The organism is Rothia sp. HMSC066H02 (assembly GCF_001814995.1).
GTDB classification, from domain to species: domain Bacteria; phylum Actinomycetota; class Actinomycetes; order Actinomycetales; family Micrococcaceae; genus Rothia; species Rothia mucilaginosa.
Genome location: NZ_KV818688.1, coordinates 11,701 through 28,160, shown reverse-complemented (window position 1 = coordinate 28,160; position 16,460 = coordinate 11,701). Strand labels below are relative to the sequence as shown.

15 protein-coding genes are annotated in these 16,460 nt (G+C 59.6%); 2 read left to right on the top strand and 13 right to left on the bottom strand.

The genetic code is table 11. The annotated features are described in order from the left end of the window. Window positions 1–6 precede the first annotated feature (6 nt). Window positions 7–1,029 (bottom strand): PAC2 family protein, encoded by a 1,023-nt coding sequence (locus tag HMPREF2999_RS07470; RefSeq protein ID WP_070676389.1) that lies wholly within the window; start codon window positions 1,027–1,029, stop codon window positions 7–9. Between the two features lie 350 nt (window positions 1,030–1,379). On the opposite strand from HMPREF2999_RS07470, the gene HMPREF2999_RS07465 reads away from it, so the two are divergent. Continuing rightward, window positions 1,380–1,943, top strand: a complete 564-nt coding sequence (locus HMPREF2999_RS07465) for a hypothetical protein (RefSeq protein ID WP_070676391.1) — start codon at window positions 1,380–1,382, stop codon at window positions 1,941–1,943. 289 nt (window positions 1,944–2,232) lie between these two features. Next, a complete protein-coding gene (locus HMPREF2999_RS07460; RefSeq protein WP_070676394.1) occupies window positions 2,233–2,703 on the top strand; it encodes a hypothetical protein in 471 nt (156 codons plus the stop codon). 351 nt (window positions 2,704–3,054) lie between these two features. On the opposite strand, the gene HMPREF2999_RS07455 is transcribed toward HMPREF2999_RS07460, so the two are convergent. The 12 genes from HMPREF2999_RS07455 to HMPREF2999_RS07395 form a co-directional block, all read right to left on the bottom strand. Continuing rightward, window positions 3,055–3,288, bottom strand: a complete 234-nt coding sequence (locus HMPREF2999_RS07455) for a phage holin (RefSeq protein WP_070676396.1) — start codon at window positions 3,286–3,288, stop codon at window positions 3,055–3,057. Continuing rightward, on the bottom strand, window positions 3,281–3,862 hold the full coding sequence (locus tag HMPREF2999_RS07450; RefSeq protein ID WP_070676398.1) for a peptidoglycan recognition protein family protein: 582 nt from the start codon (window positions 3,860–3,862) through the stop codon (window positions 3,281–3,283). The genes HMPREF2999_RS07455 and HMPREF2999_RS07450 overlap by 8 nt, the downstream gene beginning before the upstream one ends. 9 nt (window positions 3,863–3,871) lie before the next feature. Continuing rightward, entirely contained in the window at window positions 3,872–5,206 is a 1,335-nt protein-coding gene (locus HMPREF2999_RS07445; protein ID WP_070676400.1) for a right-handed parallel beta-helix repeat-containing protein, read from the bottom strand. Window positions 5,207–5,246: 40 nt separating this feature from the next. Continuing rightward, the gene (locus HMPREF2999_RS07440) at window positions 5,247–5,732 is read right to left on the bottom strand and encodes a DUF2746 domain-containing protein (protein WP_070676402.1); all 486 of its coding nucleotides are present in this window, start codon (window positions 5,730–5,732) and stop codon (window positions 5,247–5,249) included. A gap of 8 nt (window positions 5,733–5,740) precedes the next feature. Then, window positions 5,741–6,115, bottom strand: a complete 375-nt coding sequence (locus HMPREF2999_RS07435) for a hypothetical protein (protein WP_070676404.1) — start codon at window positions 6,113–6,115, stop codon at window positions 5,741–5,743. 1,134 nt (window positions 6,116–7,249) lie between these two features. Next, window positions 7,250–8,224, bottom strand: coding sequence for a spherulation-specific family 4 protein (locus HMPREF2999_RS07425; protein ID WP_168165998.1), 975 nt, complete (start codon window positions 8,222–8,224; stop codon window positions 7,250–7,252). 484 nt (window positions 8,225–8,708) lie between these two features. Next, entirely contained in the window at window positions 8,709–8,903 is a 195-nt protein-coding gene (locus HMPREF2999_RS07420; RefSeq protein ID WP_070676410.1) for a hypothetical protein, read from the bottom strand. 11 nt (window positions 8,904–8,914) lie between these two features. Next, window positions 8,915–10,165 carry a hypothetical protein gene (locus HMPREF2999_RS07415; RefSeq protein WP_070676412.1) on the bottom strand — a complete coding sequence of 417 codons (1,251 nt, stop codon included), beginning with the start codon at window positions 10,163–10,165 and terminating at the stop codon, window positions 8,915–8,917. 20 nt (window positions 10,166–10,185) lie between these two features. Then, complete coding sequence (locus tag HMPREF2999_RS07410) at window positions 10,186–11,292, bottom strand: hypothetical protein (RefSeq protein ID WP_070676414.1); 1,107 nt, start codon at window positions 11,290–11,292, stop codon at window positions 10,186–10,188. A gap of 2 nt (window positions 11,293–11,294) precedes the next feature. Continuing rightward, window positions 11,295–12,200, bottom strand: coding sequence for a hypothetical protein (locus tag HMPREF2999_RS07405; RefSeq protein ID WP_141757059.1), 906 nt, complete (start codon window positions 12,198–12,200; stop codon window positions 11,295–11,297). A gap of 10 nt (window positions 12,201–12,210) precedes the next feature. Next, window positions 12,211–13,065 carry a phage tail family protein gene (locus HMPREF2999_RS07400; protein ID WP_141757058.1) on the bottom strand — a complete coding sequence of 285 codons (855 nt, stop codon included), beginning with the start codon at window positions 13,063–13,065 and terminating at the stop codon, window positions 12,211–12,213. Window positions 13,066–13,085: 20 nt separating this feature from the next. After that, window positions 13,086–16,451, bottom strand: coding sequence for a tape measure protein (locus HMPREF2999_RS07395; RefSeq protein ID WP_070676420.1), 3,366 nt, complete (start codon window positions 16,449–16,451; stop codon window positions 13,086–13,088). Window positions 16,452–16,460: the final 9 nt, after the last annotated feature.

Sequence of the window (16,460 nt, the reverse complement as noted above, 5' to 3'; positions counted from 1 at the left end):
ACGGACCTAACGTTCCGAAGAATCCTCCGCGGAATCCGCACCATCATCGGCAGGGTTTACGCCCTCGGAGGCGCCGCTGAGGGAATCCAGGTAGCCCTCAATATCCTCGGCAATCACCTCGCCGGAGACAGTGCGCAGAGTCGAATCCATCTTCTGCTCAATCTCACGCACCAGCTCAACCTTCTCGTAGTCCTTCGCCATTTCTTCGGCGAGCTCCGCCTCCCACTCATCAGCGTGGGCGCGCAGGCGGTCGTACTCCTCCGACTCGACCTTAATGCCGAGGATGACCTCCAGCGCCTCGATCAGGCTCACAACCGCGCGCGGGTTCTGCTGATCAAAGCTCAAATACCCCGGGATGCTCATGCGCAGCATGACCGAGGAGGACAGGCCGTGCTCGGCGGCGAGCGCAGACATCGCCATCGTCACCGAGGTAGAACCGGTGAAGTACTCGTGCAGAATACCGGGGATAGCCGCCAGCTTCTCGTCGTAAGTGGTCAGCGTGTACGGGTACGGGCGGGTGTGCGCCACCTGATCCTCAAAGGTCTCAACGAAGATCGCGTGGTCCACGTGGAGTTTCTTCACGTACTTGAAGAAGCGGGTCATGAACCGCCGCAGGCACAGGCTGGGAGCGGGTCCGGTCACCACGAGCAGGCGCAGGCGGCGCTCCGGGATGGTGACCATGTTGTAGAACATCTTGGGCCACACCAGAACCGTGGATTCGGAGTCGTCGCTGTTCTGCAGCTGCGGGGCGACGGAAGCATAGTCGTAGAAGTCGTCCATGTCGAAGCCGGGGCTCTCATCGCACGGGTCGAACGCGCGGTGAATCACGTCGAGGGCGTCCTCACCGTTGCCCGGGGGTTCCTTCGCGGAGTTGAAACCGACCAGCATGACGGTCGTGTAGTTGTCCTCCTCGGAGGATTCGCTCAGGCGCAGCTTGCCGAGCAGTCCCTTCTTCGCGGGCTGTTCTGTGGAGGCGGGCTTGGCGAAAGCGTCAAAGAGTCGGGCGGGCGGGAAGTTCGGCTGGCTCATCGTTGTCCTTAGCTCGTGGTCGGTTCACCGGGTACATGGGGGGGGTGTATGGAAAGTTGCCGGTGAACTGTCGGTGGTTGTGTAGTGTGTATCGGCGATGCTCACTCCCCCGGTGCCGTCTATACGGCACTATTGCTAGGGCGCGGGCGGTGTGCGGTACCGCCGATAGTTCCCACTATACGGGCTTCCACGCGACCCGCAAGCGGTTTCGTCACCGGGCGGGCGCCTGCATAGGATTGGGCATAAAATTCAGTAACGAGTCATCAGAGACGAACACATCACTCACCAGCAGTTGCGTTTAGTTTCTCACCTGTTGCCCTATGTCCTGCCCTGGTTGAATGTAACTGGTTATGATGGCTGATATGGACTCACAATTTATAGCAAATCTTATCTCTGGCATATCAGCACTCGCTACCGTCATTGCGGCTATTTATACAAGGCGGCAGGCTATTGGTTCTAAGGAAGCTAAGGCAAAGGCAGACGAAGCGCATAAGGCAGCTCTAGATATGCGTGATGCGGCTAAGCGCTCTGCAGAAGCTGCACAAGAAAAGGTCAATCAGGCTGAGAAGTTACTCGAGCAGATGCAACAGATTGTCTCGGAGCAGCAAAGCCAGTCCGAATCGCAGTCTAAGATTGCAGCTAACCTATGGCGCTCTAAATTTCAGCTGACTCATGTCCAGGGCATGCGGTATAAGCTACAAAATATTACCGAGCAGTCTTTGAACGTGCTTAAAGTTGTAAACCAGGATGAATTTGTTCGGTGCAATGATATCAACCAGCAGTTCAACCCAGGTGAATCACTCGACATCCGTCTAGGTGCTGTGGCGAGGAAGCCCTTACCATCAAATCTAGTTCTTCAGGTCGCAGGTCGGGATGAACCTATCTACGTTCAGATTCCAGGTAAATCTGGCTAAGAAATTGATTATGCCGGCATACGGCATACCAGCAAAGGGCCCGCTGGCTCCTAATAGATAGCTCCGTACTGATAAAGGTGCAGGGCTATTTTTACAGTACGCAGGAGAGGGTGTAGCGCTGCCGATATTTCCCACTATACGGGCATGACTCCCTCCAAAATTCGGGTACGGAAAAATTCAGTCACGAGTCATCAGATGTGAATACTTCACCTGTGAGCGGTTGTGGATAGTCTTTAGCCCGCTATAGTGTTTCCTGTCATAGCGGGGCGTATTGATTAGGATGATAAGTATGGACTCACAATTATTTTCCAATTTCTTTGCTGGCCTGTCGGCACTTGCAGCTATCATTTCGGCTATCTGCGCCTTTATCGCGTGGTATCAATCCATTGGTTCCAAGAAAGCGAAAGCGGAGGCAGAGGAACGAGCCCGACAGGCAGAGGAATTGCTCGCGCAGATGTCAGATATTGCATCCAGCCTACGCCGGCCTATCCTGGAGCTGGTTCATGAAAACAAGAACCACCCTGATCATGAACGCTACAGATTGCGTAATAACATTGGGCACCCTGTCACGATTCTTGAGGTAATGAATCTGCAGGAATTCTTTGTCCGCTACTGCGATATTCCTGAGTTACCTGCGGAGGTGCACCGCGGCAATCCAGTTAATTTCTCTCTACCTCATGATGTAACCGTTAAGAGTCTGGAGCTCCGAATCAAAGTCAGTGGGAAGGAAGAAACTCTCTTTGTCGAGATTCCTCGATAGTTCGAGCTTTCAACATCAAGAATCAGCAGACCTTCCGTAAGTTTGACGATATTGAAACAGGTGGCTACAGCAGTAATTGCTCGGGCATATATGGCAGGCAGCTTGCCCCCCTCTTACTCCCCCTTGAGTTGCTATTCATTACAGCAGGTAAGCAGATAAAAGAGACCCCCTGCGTTCCCCTTAGAGGAGGGGGAACACAGGGGGTCTCTGCCCTTAAACCAGAGAGGTACTTAGGTACCCCGCAAGTTTTAGAAAGCCTTGTTTATGAAAAAGCCTGACTTCCTTGATATTCCGGGGCAGAAATAGGGGGAGGTTGGGGTTGGTCCCCATTTACTCCCCACTTTGACGCACTTATTCGACTTCTGAAGAAGCTTCTGAAGAAGGCGCCTTGTCGCTGTACAGGCTCGGGTCCGTATTGAAGTACGCAAGCGCGGTCGTGACAGTACAGATAATCGCACCCGCTACCGCTGCAGCCTGTTGCTCGGTAACAACACCAAATGTGGTGAGCAAGCCAGAGATTACAGGAGCCCACGCATACAGCGACTTACGAAACGCCGCTGCCTGAGATGCGGACATCTTACGCATGGTCAATCTCCTTACCGAGCTCATCTACCGCGTTCTGCAGCTTCTCCCACGACGCACGCAGAGCCGAAACTTCAGCCTTGTCCAGCGGCGCGGGGACGCCCTCGATGCCGCGCTCAACCTTACCCTCCTTGATTGCGTTCACACGGTCAATGAGGCGGCCCAACTGGTCATACCAGCGCCCCGGGCAGGCGGTATTGAAGAAGTCCTTATGCCCATGCACGTAGAAACTGCGGCCGTAGTAGGTTTCGATATCGGCGATGAGCTGGGCAACGGTCTCGAAGTCTTCGGGGCTCATCTCGGGGCGGCACTCGATACCAATCGAGCGCTGGTTTGCCGCCCAATTGCCTGCATGCCAGGCGATGTCCTTGAACTCCACAAGCTGGGCGCAGCGACCCGATTCCACCACAAAATGTGCGGAGGTGCCGGGGCCGCCGGCAAAGAAATTACACACGTCTTCGAAACGCTGACCATCATTACCCCAATGATGGATGACGATGGTGTCAATGTCGGCGATGGTGCGGTTTGCCTCGGTGAACGAGGTAGCGTTGTATTCGGTGATGTCGGTGTACTGCACAATGTCTCCTTAATTAATGGTGTTGGTGTTGATTTCCAGCTTCACAGCCACGCCCATGTCGGTGGCGCGGTGAGGGGTGGGGATGTCTACGGTCATGTTTGAGGTGCCGCTGATGTCGTGTGCCCACTTCTCGATGGCGAAGCCGTATCGGGGTGTCTTACCCTTGTACTCCGCCTGCGCGATATTCGAGCTCAGGATGAGGTGGTGAGCCCAGTTCGTAACGAAGAAGTCAGCCGCCTCTGCGGGCTTTGCTTCACCGCTGACGCAGTCGTGCCAGGAGCTGGAAGCGCTGCGGCATCCGGTGACCTGCGAGGAATGACCAACCAGCACGAAGCCATGGCCACCATTCTCCTGAGCAGTACAAGCGGTGAGGATGTTGCGTCCGCCGCGGATGAAGAAGCCTGCGCCGGCGGCGGTGAAGCGGTGCATATTAGAGGTGTCCCAGATGCCGCCGGGTCGTCCCTCTGCCCCGTGAATCGAGCGGCGGTTGTACCAGGACTTGCAACCAATCAGAGTGGTATTGGTCGCGTAAATCTCGAAGCCGGCATTAGTGCCGCCTGCAATATTCGCGCCTGACACGTCCACGCAGTCGAGGATGTTGTCGGCTGCACCAATTTCACGGCGACCAGCCGTCACAGAGGTGATGTGCTCCGGTGACTTGCCAATGACGACGCCGGTGCCCAGAGTGCGGCGGACACGGACATTCCGCAGCTGGCATCCCTGGTCGTCCAGACCCAGCACAGCCACACCAAATGCGGTGTCCCAAATGAGGACGTTCTCGATGCGGTGGGTACCGTCGGGCTCCGGCGGGTTATCCCCCAACTCAGTGTGCAGGAGGATGCCGCCAATATTCGGGTTCATGCCGTCCTGACCAGGGCGCGGGGTCGCCGACGAAACATGCGACGGACGAGCATGCGAGCTCTTGATCCAGAGGTCAGAGACACCCATCAGCAGATTGTCCTTGCCAACACGCGGGGTGAACCAGGTGCCCGCGTGGATAATCGCCGTCTTCTGCTCCGCCCCTGCGCCAGTGTCCGCAAAGATGATGGTCGATTCGCGACCAGCACCCTGCAGGTGAACGCCGCCCAGCAGCTCAATGAACGGCGCGGACACCTTATAACTACCTGCCGGCAGGTGGACGGTGCCGCCGCCAGCCTCATGAACACGGCGGATAGCCTGGTTAATTGCGGCAGTCGAATCCGCTGCGCCGGTCGGGTCAGCACCCGCTTCCACCACATTTACAGTGCGGTGAGTAGCCGGTGCAGGTGCCGGCACTGACTGCGGCTGAGCCAGCTGACCTTGCGGCGACGGTGCAGCCTCAATAACTTCTACGAGATACCTCATCGCTACTCCTTCTTAAACGTTGAAGCCCCCACATGGGGGGCTAATCTTCCTTCTTCATAGCGCGGGCAAAAGATGAGCCACCCAATGTTTCGATGGCAGTAATTCTGTCCTCGCTGGCATCATGGCGCTTGCGCGCATGCCGCATCTCCTCCCGCAGCCCGCCAATGTCTCGCCGAAAATCGGCGTGCTCGGCGCGAGCTGCAGTAAAGTCCTCGGCGATGGTATCCAAGCGTTTCACCACGTTCAGCAGGGCGGTATTCGTCTCGCCCTGCATTTGTGTCAGCGCTTCGCTCACCTGCTTCACCTGCGCAAGAACCTTATCCAGGTCATCACGCAAGTTTGTCTCATGGCTGTTGTTGGTCTGTTCCTTGATGGAGCGCACCTTGGAGTTCAGACGCTCCCATTGCGGGGCACCCCACTTAAGCCAGACAATCAGCAGGGAGAAAAGCACGGCTCCGACCGAGACGACGGCTTGGATGATGCCGTCCAGCACCGGGTGCCCGATGCGGGGAATCTCCGGCAACATCACCGCGCCTACTCTCCCACAGTGGTGGTTTCTTCGGCGTTGGGCGCCTTGAAGAGAACCCCAATGGCGTGCATGATGTACTCATCCGTCACACGGGCCGGGTCCGCACCTGGAGAAGCAAGCGCGGCACGCTTGGCGTTCAGCTCGGCCTGCGCCTCATCTAGTGCAGCCACTGCCCTGGCATGCTCAGTGACGGCGTAGGCGTGTTCGTCTGCGATGGTCTGGGTGGAGCCTGCCCCGGCGGGCAGGGAGACGAGTAGCCCAATGTTTGCCTCGACAGAGTACTGGGCGTTGGGGATACGCTGGCGCTGGGCGGCCTGGATGGCGCGCTTGAGCAGGTCGGCGTCCTGGGAGGCTGCAAGTTCTTGTGCGATGGTAGCCATGTCTGGTTACCGTCCTTTCTAAGTGAATAATTTTTTGGTGTTCCCGCACCACGTTTAGGCTGGGGTGCCCGGCAGTGCGGTCGGGAACGGGTCGAAGGCTGGGTAGATGAGCAGGCCACACCGCAGGTTGCTGCGGTTTTGTAGGGAAAGGTTAAGGGTCCCGCGGCGCCAGGTGATACGATTCCCGTCGCCCCTTGAGTGGAGGAGAATGATCCCTCGGGATTCTCCCGTGTCTGTGACCACGGGGGCTAGTACAGGATTGTTGGATTGCCACCCGGGTGGAACGTTGTTGCTGAGACGAATCTTTTCGCCCCTGTCGTGGTAATTCGAATCTGTGATGTCGGGGCGGTCGTGGACAGTGATAGTGTCCCATGGGCCGCCGCGGACGGCGATGATGCACCAGTCTCCGACGCGACGGTAGAAAAGAGCTCCGGCGGCGATGGCTGGGGACTCTTCGCGTCGCCAGCCAGTATCGCGCGGGGTTGCCCCGGAGGCGAGGCGTTGCACAAGTGCGGCTGCTTCCGCGTCCAGCCCGCCAGGGTCGCCCTTGGGGCCGGGCTCTCCACGCTCGCCACGGTCGCCACGGTCGCCCTTGGGGCCAGGCTCGCCAGGGTCGCCCTTGGGGCCTCGCTCTCCAGCCTCACCACGCTCACCCTTGGGGCCAGGCTCGCCAGGGTCACCCTTCACCGGTACCGGCGCAGGAATCGTACTCTCCGCACCGGCGGGGGCAACCTCCGCCAAATTTAGCGTCTCCCCCGCGCGAACATAAATGCTCGGGTACGGCAGCTGCGCGGCACATCCCGCTACATCCCGCAGCTGTGCCTCCACACGGTACCCCCATTCAGAAGGCACCGCCCCCGGGCTCGGAGCCATCAGGTGCACCCCCTGGTTCCCGCCGCGCGGCGCGTCCCAGAGCACCCCGTCACGCAGCCAGCCGGTCACCGGCGCAGGAACAAAAACTCGTTTCGTCTCAGCATCCGCAACCCGCGTAGTCGGCGTAAACACCACACGTCCCTGCACCGGCACACCATCCGCTGTACCGCCCGCCGCACGCTGGTGCGTCACGAACTTCGCCGTCACCAGCCCATAAGCGGGCACAAAACCGGACTCGCTCACGGTGTCACTCACACCCATCTAGTTCCCTCCTGTCATTGCTTGGATCTTCAACCTCGCAGCAGTTAGCGCCTCCGCCGGAGCCCCCACAGATTCGAGCACGGCGAGGTTCTGCCGCAGAATATCAACCTGGGTGAGGTAATCATCCAGCTCGCCCTTCGCCCACGCAATCTGCAACCTCCACAGCCACGCGGCAGGCAACCTGTCGTACGGGTTCGCCGTCCTGGAACGCACTCCGTCCCTGACCTCCCAGATCGTGTCGTCCGTCAGATAAAGGATGCCCACGTTCAGGGTGTCCGCCAGGCGTAGTACCTGCACCGCCTGTTCAAACCCTGCGATGTCGTGGATACAGTGCCAGAACATCTGCCTCGGCTGCCCCTTATAATGCTCCTGCACGAGGTATTTATCAGTTAGATACAGGGATGCTTCGTTCTCGAAGGTCATCATGTGCCAGCCAGTGCCGACCATCCCTGCGGTGGTGTTCGCGCCGGGGTTCACGATTGTGGGCATCCACGGGTACAGCGCGTTGAAGCGGTCGGCGATGCGGTGGTGGAATTCTTCCTTGCCTGCCTGGTCGCCCCAGCCGTTATACGCCTCATCCCAGAAGATGCCGTCCACGTCGTACCATTCGATGTACTTGCGCACCTCATCGAACAGGGTCTCCAGGTCGCGGGGCTGCCCAATCGATGCGCCCGTCCGAATGTAGCCGTATATTTTCTGCCCGTATTCACCCCTGTTGAGCTTGAGCTGATTCGTGAAATCCTTGTGCTGCGGGGAGCCGGGGCCTTCTCCAGGGCCAGACGCCGGGTTAATGATGAGGAACGGGCAGACTTCGGAGGCTTGCGCCATGGTGTGCCAATTCTGCTCCGCGACCGGCTTCCAGTAGTCGGGATAAAAATAGGTGGGCGGCACAATCGAGCGCATCCGTGCCCGGTAGGAGCGGTTCGCATCCAGAATGCGCTGCTGCTTATCTACATAGTCGCGGACCTCGGACATGTCCAGGATGGGACGTACCGTAGGCGCAACCGGGGCAACATGCCCTCCATCATCACTACCGGGTTTATCCGGGCGCGGTACCGGCGCTGGAGCGGGTGCTTCTACCGGACTGGACGCCCAGGAGGGGCGTGCGTAGGTTTGCGTCGTTACGGTCTCCCCTGCCTGGACGAGCAGTGGCGCGTCCTGCAGCGTCACGGGGCCGTCTCCGGCTTGGATGGTGAGACGCTGTACGGGCTGCCCCTCCAGCATCACGCCATCGCCGTCTTTGAGGTAAGCGACCACGTCATAGGACACTGCACCAGATTCTGGCACAGCCAGCTCGACCATGCCCGTCTCGGTGGCATCCTCATAGAGTTGCTGCCCTGCCCCGAGCCACCCGGTCGTTTCGGCGGTACCTAGCTCAACGCCGGGGTGTGAGGGGATGAACGCGACGGCTCCGGTGGTGCCGGGCGGGTACCCGGTCTTGCCGAAGTTCACCTCGATTTTAGAGCTCATCGCCCACCCGTGCGCCTGGGTCGATAACCTCACCTACCACCGGCTCCGGTGGTGCCGGGGTGGTCTCAGGGGATTCTAGGCGGATGACACCGGCAAGAATCCGCTCATCCAGCAGTTCGCGCCGCAGCTTCTCATTCTCTTGCTGAAGGTACAGGGCTTTAGCCTGCCACTGCTCCAAAGTCACTAGGTTTCTCCTTATCGTTTGATAGGCAGGATGACGACATCCACCCACGCATCCCGGATGAGCTCATTCGTCACGTTGTGCACAATCACCTCAACGTGGCTTCTGGAACTTGAGTAGACGTTCGACACAATCGGCCAGATCGAGTTACCGGCTTGCGTAACCACCACAGGGAGCTGCACCTGCTCACGGAACGTGATGCGCCTCCGCACTGCAGAGTGGCGCGGGATCTCCAGCGGCCCAACAGCGATGAAGATGGTCGTCTCGGACTGCTCGATGAGAGTGCGCAGGTACATGCCCTGGTTCATAATCATGCGCCCCTGCACGGTCACATCCCCGTCAGGGAGCACCACGAGCCCCTTCACATCGGCGGGGTTCGTACCCGAGGGCTGCACACCAAGGGTGAGCGCACCCTGCGGATTCATGCGCACCACACCCGAGGGTGTAGTGGCATCGCTCGCGCCGGTGCGCATCTCGATGACCGAGTCTATGCTCCCCGCTGGACCGCGACCGGGGGTGGTGTAAATCGAGAGACCAGGCTTGGACTTGTCGGAGGTGTGGAAGGTACCGCGGAACTCGTTCTCCACACCATTGGCGTCAATCTTTACAGTCTGCTCACCCAAGTGGTTGTATGCGGCGATGCCTGACGAATTGATTTTCAGGCCGCGCCGCTCCGCCTCCGTCGTCTGAAGCAGACCACTCGTGACCAGCTTCGCCGCGACCTTCGAAGTCACCAGCCCCTCGATAATCGTGGCTCGGTTCAAAATCGCGTCCTCGGTCACCACCAGATTCTTCGTCTCCGCACTCATCGCGCGCACCACCTGCGCAGCCAACTCCTGCGTCACATTCAAACGCCGCACATCAATCGTGCCGGGCACAATCATGTCCCGCCCAATCCACGGCTCCGACAAACCTTTAAGCCCCGCCACCGCCTTTTTGGTGATGGCGTCTTTACTTGTCTGCTGCTCCACTGCCTGGATGCGGGACTCCGCCTCGACCAGCCCAAGCTCTGCCTTCTGCAGAGTTTGCCGCGCCTGCACGACGACCTTGCCCGCCTCGGACAGACGCTCATCGAAGTTCGCGAGCGTGTCCCCGTCCCAGCGGCGCGCCGAACCAGTGGAATCCAGGTACAGGGTCGCTTCATTCTGGCGCGCGATTTTAATACCGTGCGGCGTGGACGCGGGTGTCCGCGCCCTAATGAGCTGCGCACGTAGCGTGTCCACCGCCTGCGCGGGCGTAGGGCGCTGGTCAATATAATCAACCACCGGTTACCTCCCTGTCTTTTTTATTGCCAGGATGCTTCTTGAAAATCCAGCGTCACCGACCCGGCGAGGGTACCGGTCATCTTGATGATGCGCATCTGCCGCGTCCCATCTGGCACCGACAACCAACCTGCCAGGGTGACGGTGGCGGTATCGCCCACAAACCACGATCCGAGCGGTGCACCGAGCCTGTCGGTGCCCATCTCAATGGTGACCTGGTCAATCATCTTTGCCCGCGCCACCAATGCGCCTTCGGCTTTCTGCTTCAGCACGAACGTGTCGGCTTGGTCTGCATCGGTGATGATGCCCTCCACAAACGGTGCATGATCGCGCCACACCTGAGTAAGGTTCTCCGCCCAAGCGATGGCGGTACCTTCGCCTTCTCCTGCACCGGTGCACCAGATGCGGTGCGTGATGTCCTTACCAGTGGAGGTAACCTTCACCTCAATGTCGGCTGCGGCGAGCGCGGTTGTGTCGAAGTCCGGCGTGAACTTCTGCGCGATGAACGGGTATTCCTCAACCCCGTGCATGAACACCCATTCAATATGAGTGTGCGCCTCACTCTTCCAGCGAGGGCGCAGCATAATATCGGGGCCGTTAATAACCGCCGACAGCTCGCTCCAGCGTTTGCCGATGAGGTTGTTCGAGACGTTCCACCGCTCATAGGTACGTTCTCTGGTCTGTGCCCCGAGCCCACCCTGCACGCCGTGCACCACCGGTAGTCCGCCACCGGGGCGGTTCATGCCGTGAACAGCAAGAGCCCAGGCAATCTCGCCCAGGCTCATGGTCTTGTAGGTTAGGGTGTCCCAGATGGTGCGGCGCTCGAACAGCTCACGCACACCCGCGCACTTGAGTTCCAGGTTTGTGCCGGTTTCGGTGCCCCAATCGATGATGGGGCCGGCAATAAGTGGGTACTCGGTGCCGTCCTGCCCGGTGTGGGTGAGGAGCACGCCGCCTGTGAGCGGCTCATAGGTTGTGCGTTGGTGCCCTGCCAAGCTCCGCTTCGGAATCGTGAACGTAAGCTCCTCGACCTTGTTCAGGCTTATTGCCCAGGAGCATGCGGTCACGTCCTGGATGGGGGAACCGACCGCACCGGTCACCGTATCCAGCCAGTACAGCCTGAATCCCACAGCTACTCCTTCGCCACGCCCATATCGATAACCCGCAGAACATCCGAGGGGTACTTCGCTCCGAAGCCCTCATAGCGGGTGGTCCACTTCTCCCAACCCCACACACGCAGGCTCACGGTGTAGTGGATAGTGTGCGAGCCCTTCGGCAGCACCACCACGTCCGAATAATCGACGGTGTCCCACACGTTGGTGAAGACTCGCTCGCGACGTAGCACCAACTTATTGTCAATCCAAATGTCATAGTTCACGCTGCCCCGGTCGGACGGGGAACTGGAAGCTGCGGAGGTGGAGAGCGTTCCCTTCGCAACGTTGGCGGCAACGCTGGAAATGGACGAGGTGAGCCGAATATCGAGGGTACGGTCGGTGGGCAGGAAGAACATGCCCTTGCCGCGCGTAATCACGCCGTCCGTCTTGTCGTGTACCACGTCCGTCTCGGTCTTGTGCGAGAACAGCACACCGAGGGTGCCGCCGATGGGGCGGGCGAACGTCACGTTGGCGGTCTCTGGTGCGGCGTTCGTGCCAGTCATGCCCGCTTTAATTTCGCGTTTGGAGATTACCACCGCGTTGTCCGGCACCTGGGTACCGACCGCGACTCGTGCGCTAATGGATCCGTTCACGGGCTGGGTCTGCTGCTCCACATAAACGTAGTCGGTGCGAGCGCCGGTCGCGGGAGCAGGGCGCGTGGTGATGGTCTGCCCGACCACCGGCACTAGCACCGCACGGCTCGGCGCGATATGTACCACGACTGCGCCCGGGGCGATGGTGTATTCCATGCTGGAGCGGGTAGCCACAGTGCAGCCGGAGATAATGCCCGGCTCGGGGTACTGCGCCGCGAGCACCGCCTGGAGGTCGTCAGGGGTGGTTCCGTTCCCCTGCGCGTCCGGCGCCATTCCAAAACCAACACTCATATGTTCTCTCCTAAATGTATGTTGAGCGTGCGGTTACATCGACCCAACCGGTCGCCGGCGCGAGCGCCTGCACAACCGGCACGAACCCGGCACGCGGCGGGATCTTGTGCCACTCGCGCGACACCAGCTCACTCGTCCTGTCCACGCCACCAATCAGCAACCTGCCTCGGGCACAATCGATTGTGACTGGCGCGGTTGCCAATACCGCGTACGGGTACTCGATAATCCGGTTCTCCGCAGTGATGCGGAACCCGCTAGACCAATCTCCACGCACCGTATAAACCGGGTAGGCATCCACGTTGCCTTCATTTACGATCGAGGTTGTCATCGGGGCCTGCGAGCCAAACGAGAGCACACCGCGTGTAGGTTGCTCAGGCACGAACAGCGGGAATCGCAAACCAACCCCCGCGCCGGCTGGGTAAAGCTGATAGGTGCGCGGTGGCGCGTACAGCCACGGCTCGGGTGCAAAAAGTGGCACCTCAAACAGAAAGGCGGAATCCCCAAGGAACTCTACCTTCACGTCCCCATCCAGCCGGACCTCTCCCGTTAGGTCGAGTGTGTCCGTGGCGACCCGGAGCGTGCCGAGCCGGCCATCCCACAGCAGGGATGAAACGAACCGGTCGGCAAGCTCGCGCACCTGCACGCCCGTGTTCGACACAGCGCTACCTTTGAGCGTGAGCGTGCGCCCGGTACGGCGCGCCGGGGCGTGAACCATGCCGTGCCCGAGCTTACGCTGCGCATCATCAGACTCAACTCCAACGCCGCCGACCCAGCCCGCCAGGTCGGTTACCCACACTTCCAAGTCTCCTGCCGGCTCTTCAAAGGTGGTGAGTACCAGGGTGCCGTGCGCCCCGGTCAGCTCCACGCGGAGCCCATCCTTACCTATCAAAGCAACGCTCCTTCCAAACCGCTCAGCTGGTGCGACATGGCCTCACCAACACGCCGACCGAACCGCTCGGGAGCCATCTCCTCACCAGCATTCACATGCACATGCAACGCCCTACCAACAGCAGGGGTCGCCACAGCAGCGCGTGCCGAAGCGCGACCCACACCAGCGGCAACTCCACCGATGTTGAACCCGCCACTGACGGCGCCCGGGGTGAGCGCCATCGAGAGAGAACCCATCCCATCCTGTGCCGCCTCAACAGCAGCGTCCGTCATCGACCGCACCGCGTCCACAGCCATGTCGGATGTCTTGTCGATACCGGCGGCGATGCCCGCGGGAATCCACACGCCCACCTGGTCACGCATGACACGAGACGGCGAGTGAATTCCTAGAGCAGACTTCACGAAATCAGGCAGAGCGTTGACGACACTGCGGGCGGCATCCATCACCGCGCCGGCGGCGTTACGGATACCAGATGCGATACCTCCCACGATGTCGCGGCCGATAGAGATCATTTGACCAGGGATGCCCCGCACCACGCCGATGATGTCGGTGCCCATCGAGCGGAAGAATCCGACCACGGTGTTGATGCCTGCAGCCACGCCGTTCTTAATGCCTTCCCAGATGGTTGAGACGATTCGTCCGATACCGTTCCAGGCGGCATCCCAGATGCTACGAATCAGGTTCACAGCGTTCGTGATGATGGAGCTAACGATGTTGATTGCACCAACGACAATGCCCTTGATGACTTCCCAGGCACCGGAGAGAATCTGCTTGATGCCCTCCCACGCGGCGCTCCAGTCGCCCTTAATGATTGCGGTCACCGTCTTGATGATGCCGACGACGATATTGAGGGCGCCCTGGACAATCGGGACGATTGCCTGCACCACGGTCGTGACCACATTCAGGACCGCCTGAATTGCAGGCACCAGAATGTCAATCAGCGTCGTGATGAGAGGGACGATTGCCTGCACCACGGAGGCGAAGACAGGAATCAGCGAGGTCACGAGGACAACGACAACACCTGCCACCGCCCCCACGATTGCCGCAAGCACTGGCAGAAGGCTCTGAATTGCAGGCAGCAGCGCAGCGAGCACCTGAGTACCCAAATCCACGACTACCGCCACAATCTGACCAAACACCGGCACGAGCTGAAGCAACATCTCCCCCAGCTGACGGAAAATCTCCATAATCTGCGGGAGCATCGCCATGACCGCAGCTCCCAGCTGAGCGAGCGCAGGGACAAGCTGATTCATCAGCTGTTCTCCCACCGGAGCGAGCGCCTGCATGATCTGGGTGCCGAACTGGACAATCATCGGGAGCAACGGCGCCAGATGCTGGCCAATCTGTCCCAGGGACGCCATGAGCGCCGCACCCATCTGCGTCAGAATGGGCATGAGTGCCGCGATTGCCTGACCGATGAGCGGGATAAGCCTGTCAATGACTGGCTGGACAGCCTGGACAACCTCAGTGAATAGCTGGGTTGCCATGACTGCGAACCGCTGCAGGGCGGGGATGATGAGCTGAAGTGCCGGTTGCAGTGACTGGATGAGCTTCTCGCCCAGCTGGCCAATGAGTGGCAGGATTGTGTTCAGTGCGGGCTGGATAGCCTGCATCAACGATTCCCACGCGGCGCGCCCAGTCTCCGTCTGAGTAAAGAAGTAGGCGAGCGCACCTGCTACGATGCCGATAGCACCGACCAGAGAGGTAAAGGGATTAGCCTTCATCAGACCAAATGCTTTGGAGAGGTTGCCTGCGATGTTTGCGGCGGCGGTGTTGAAGGCGGTTTGTGCTGTAGCTGCTGCGCGGACTGCGACCTCGTAGACGGAGGCGGCGGTTGCACCCAGCTGGTAGTTCCTTCCGAGTTCTGCGATTTCTCGGGCGGAGCCTGCTCCGCTGGTTAGCATTTTGAATCCTTCGGCTACGCCCATGACGGTGTCTTTGGCCGACGAAATGGCGCCCATAGCGGTGTTGTAGGATTCGATGGCGCTCTTTCCCAGCCCGATTGCGGTTGTCACGCCTTTGTATGCGGTGACGGCGGTCCCGAGTGCGAGGACGAGCCGGCCGACTCCCTGCTGATGGTTTTCGATGAACTGGGAGAGCTGGAAGAGGCCAGTTGAGAGTAGACGGATAGAAGACTCGAGGATATCGAATGCACTCGTTGCTGCGTTTGCGCCGTCCCCTGCTCCACTGAAGCTGGGGAGTACGGATTTGAACGCAACCGCCAGGGAGCCCACCACTCGGATAATATTCAGTGCAACCGAGACGAAGGAATGCAGCAGAGGAGGTAAGACGGTCCCAAGGAATGCCCCTACCTTCTGGGCTACACCGACAATGCCCGCGCCTTGGGTTTGGAACGCGGAGGCAAACCGGGCAATCTCTTCACGGATAATCTCGAAGGTGACCGTGAAGCTCTTACCATCGCCCATGGTGGACTTGAAGCCCGCAGCAAAGGCGCTAATGGCTTCTCCAGCCTTGGTGATACCCGCCCCAATCTGTGCGCCGATAACCTTACCGAATGCTTCGACCGGCTTCATCCACTGCTGGAATGCCAGGAAGAATTTGGTGAGCGCGGGATATATGCCGGTAAGGATGTTTGCACCGAAGCGACCGAGCGCGGCCTGTGCGTTGGCGAACGCGCCAGGTAGCGTGTTGCCCATTTCGAATGCGACGTTACCGGCGGCGGAGGTCATCGCCTTCTCGAATTGCTCGAAGTTGATCTTGCCGTCAGAGGCCATCTTGAAAACTTCTTCTGCCGTCACGCCAAGCTGCTTACCCAATGCCTGGTAGATCGGGATTCCTCGGTCTGCGACCTGTGCGAGGACGTCATTCTGTGCCTTGCCGACACTCGCAACCTTAGCGTAGATTCCGCCCATTTCCTCCATGCTGGAGCCAGACGCAGCGGCAGAGTTTGAGACCGACTTCAGGACAGCTTCAAGCTGTTCGCCCGGCTGGATACCGGCGGCAACCGCGCCAGCTGCGGCGGTTGCCGCTGCGTCCAGGCCGAAAGCCGTGCCCTTCACCGATGCAGATGCATTCTGCATGATGACCGACACCGCATCAGCGTCGTTACCCAGGCCTCGGAGCTTCGCCTGCGCTACATCAATAGCCTTCAGGCGGTTAAAACCCTTCGTAAACGCGGTGCCAAAGACCGAGCCGATGCTGATTCCGCCGATAGCCTTCGCCACCAGTGGAGCAACGGAAGATGAGAAGATACGCCCGAACGCTGAGGATGCTTTAGTACCTGCCTGCGAACCTGCGCGGTCGCCAGCATCACCAATCTCAGACACAATCTGTGCGCCCGCGCCCTTGGTCGAGGCGAGCACAGTCACGTATGCCTTCGCAAGCTCATACCCGCCAGCCATATCATCACT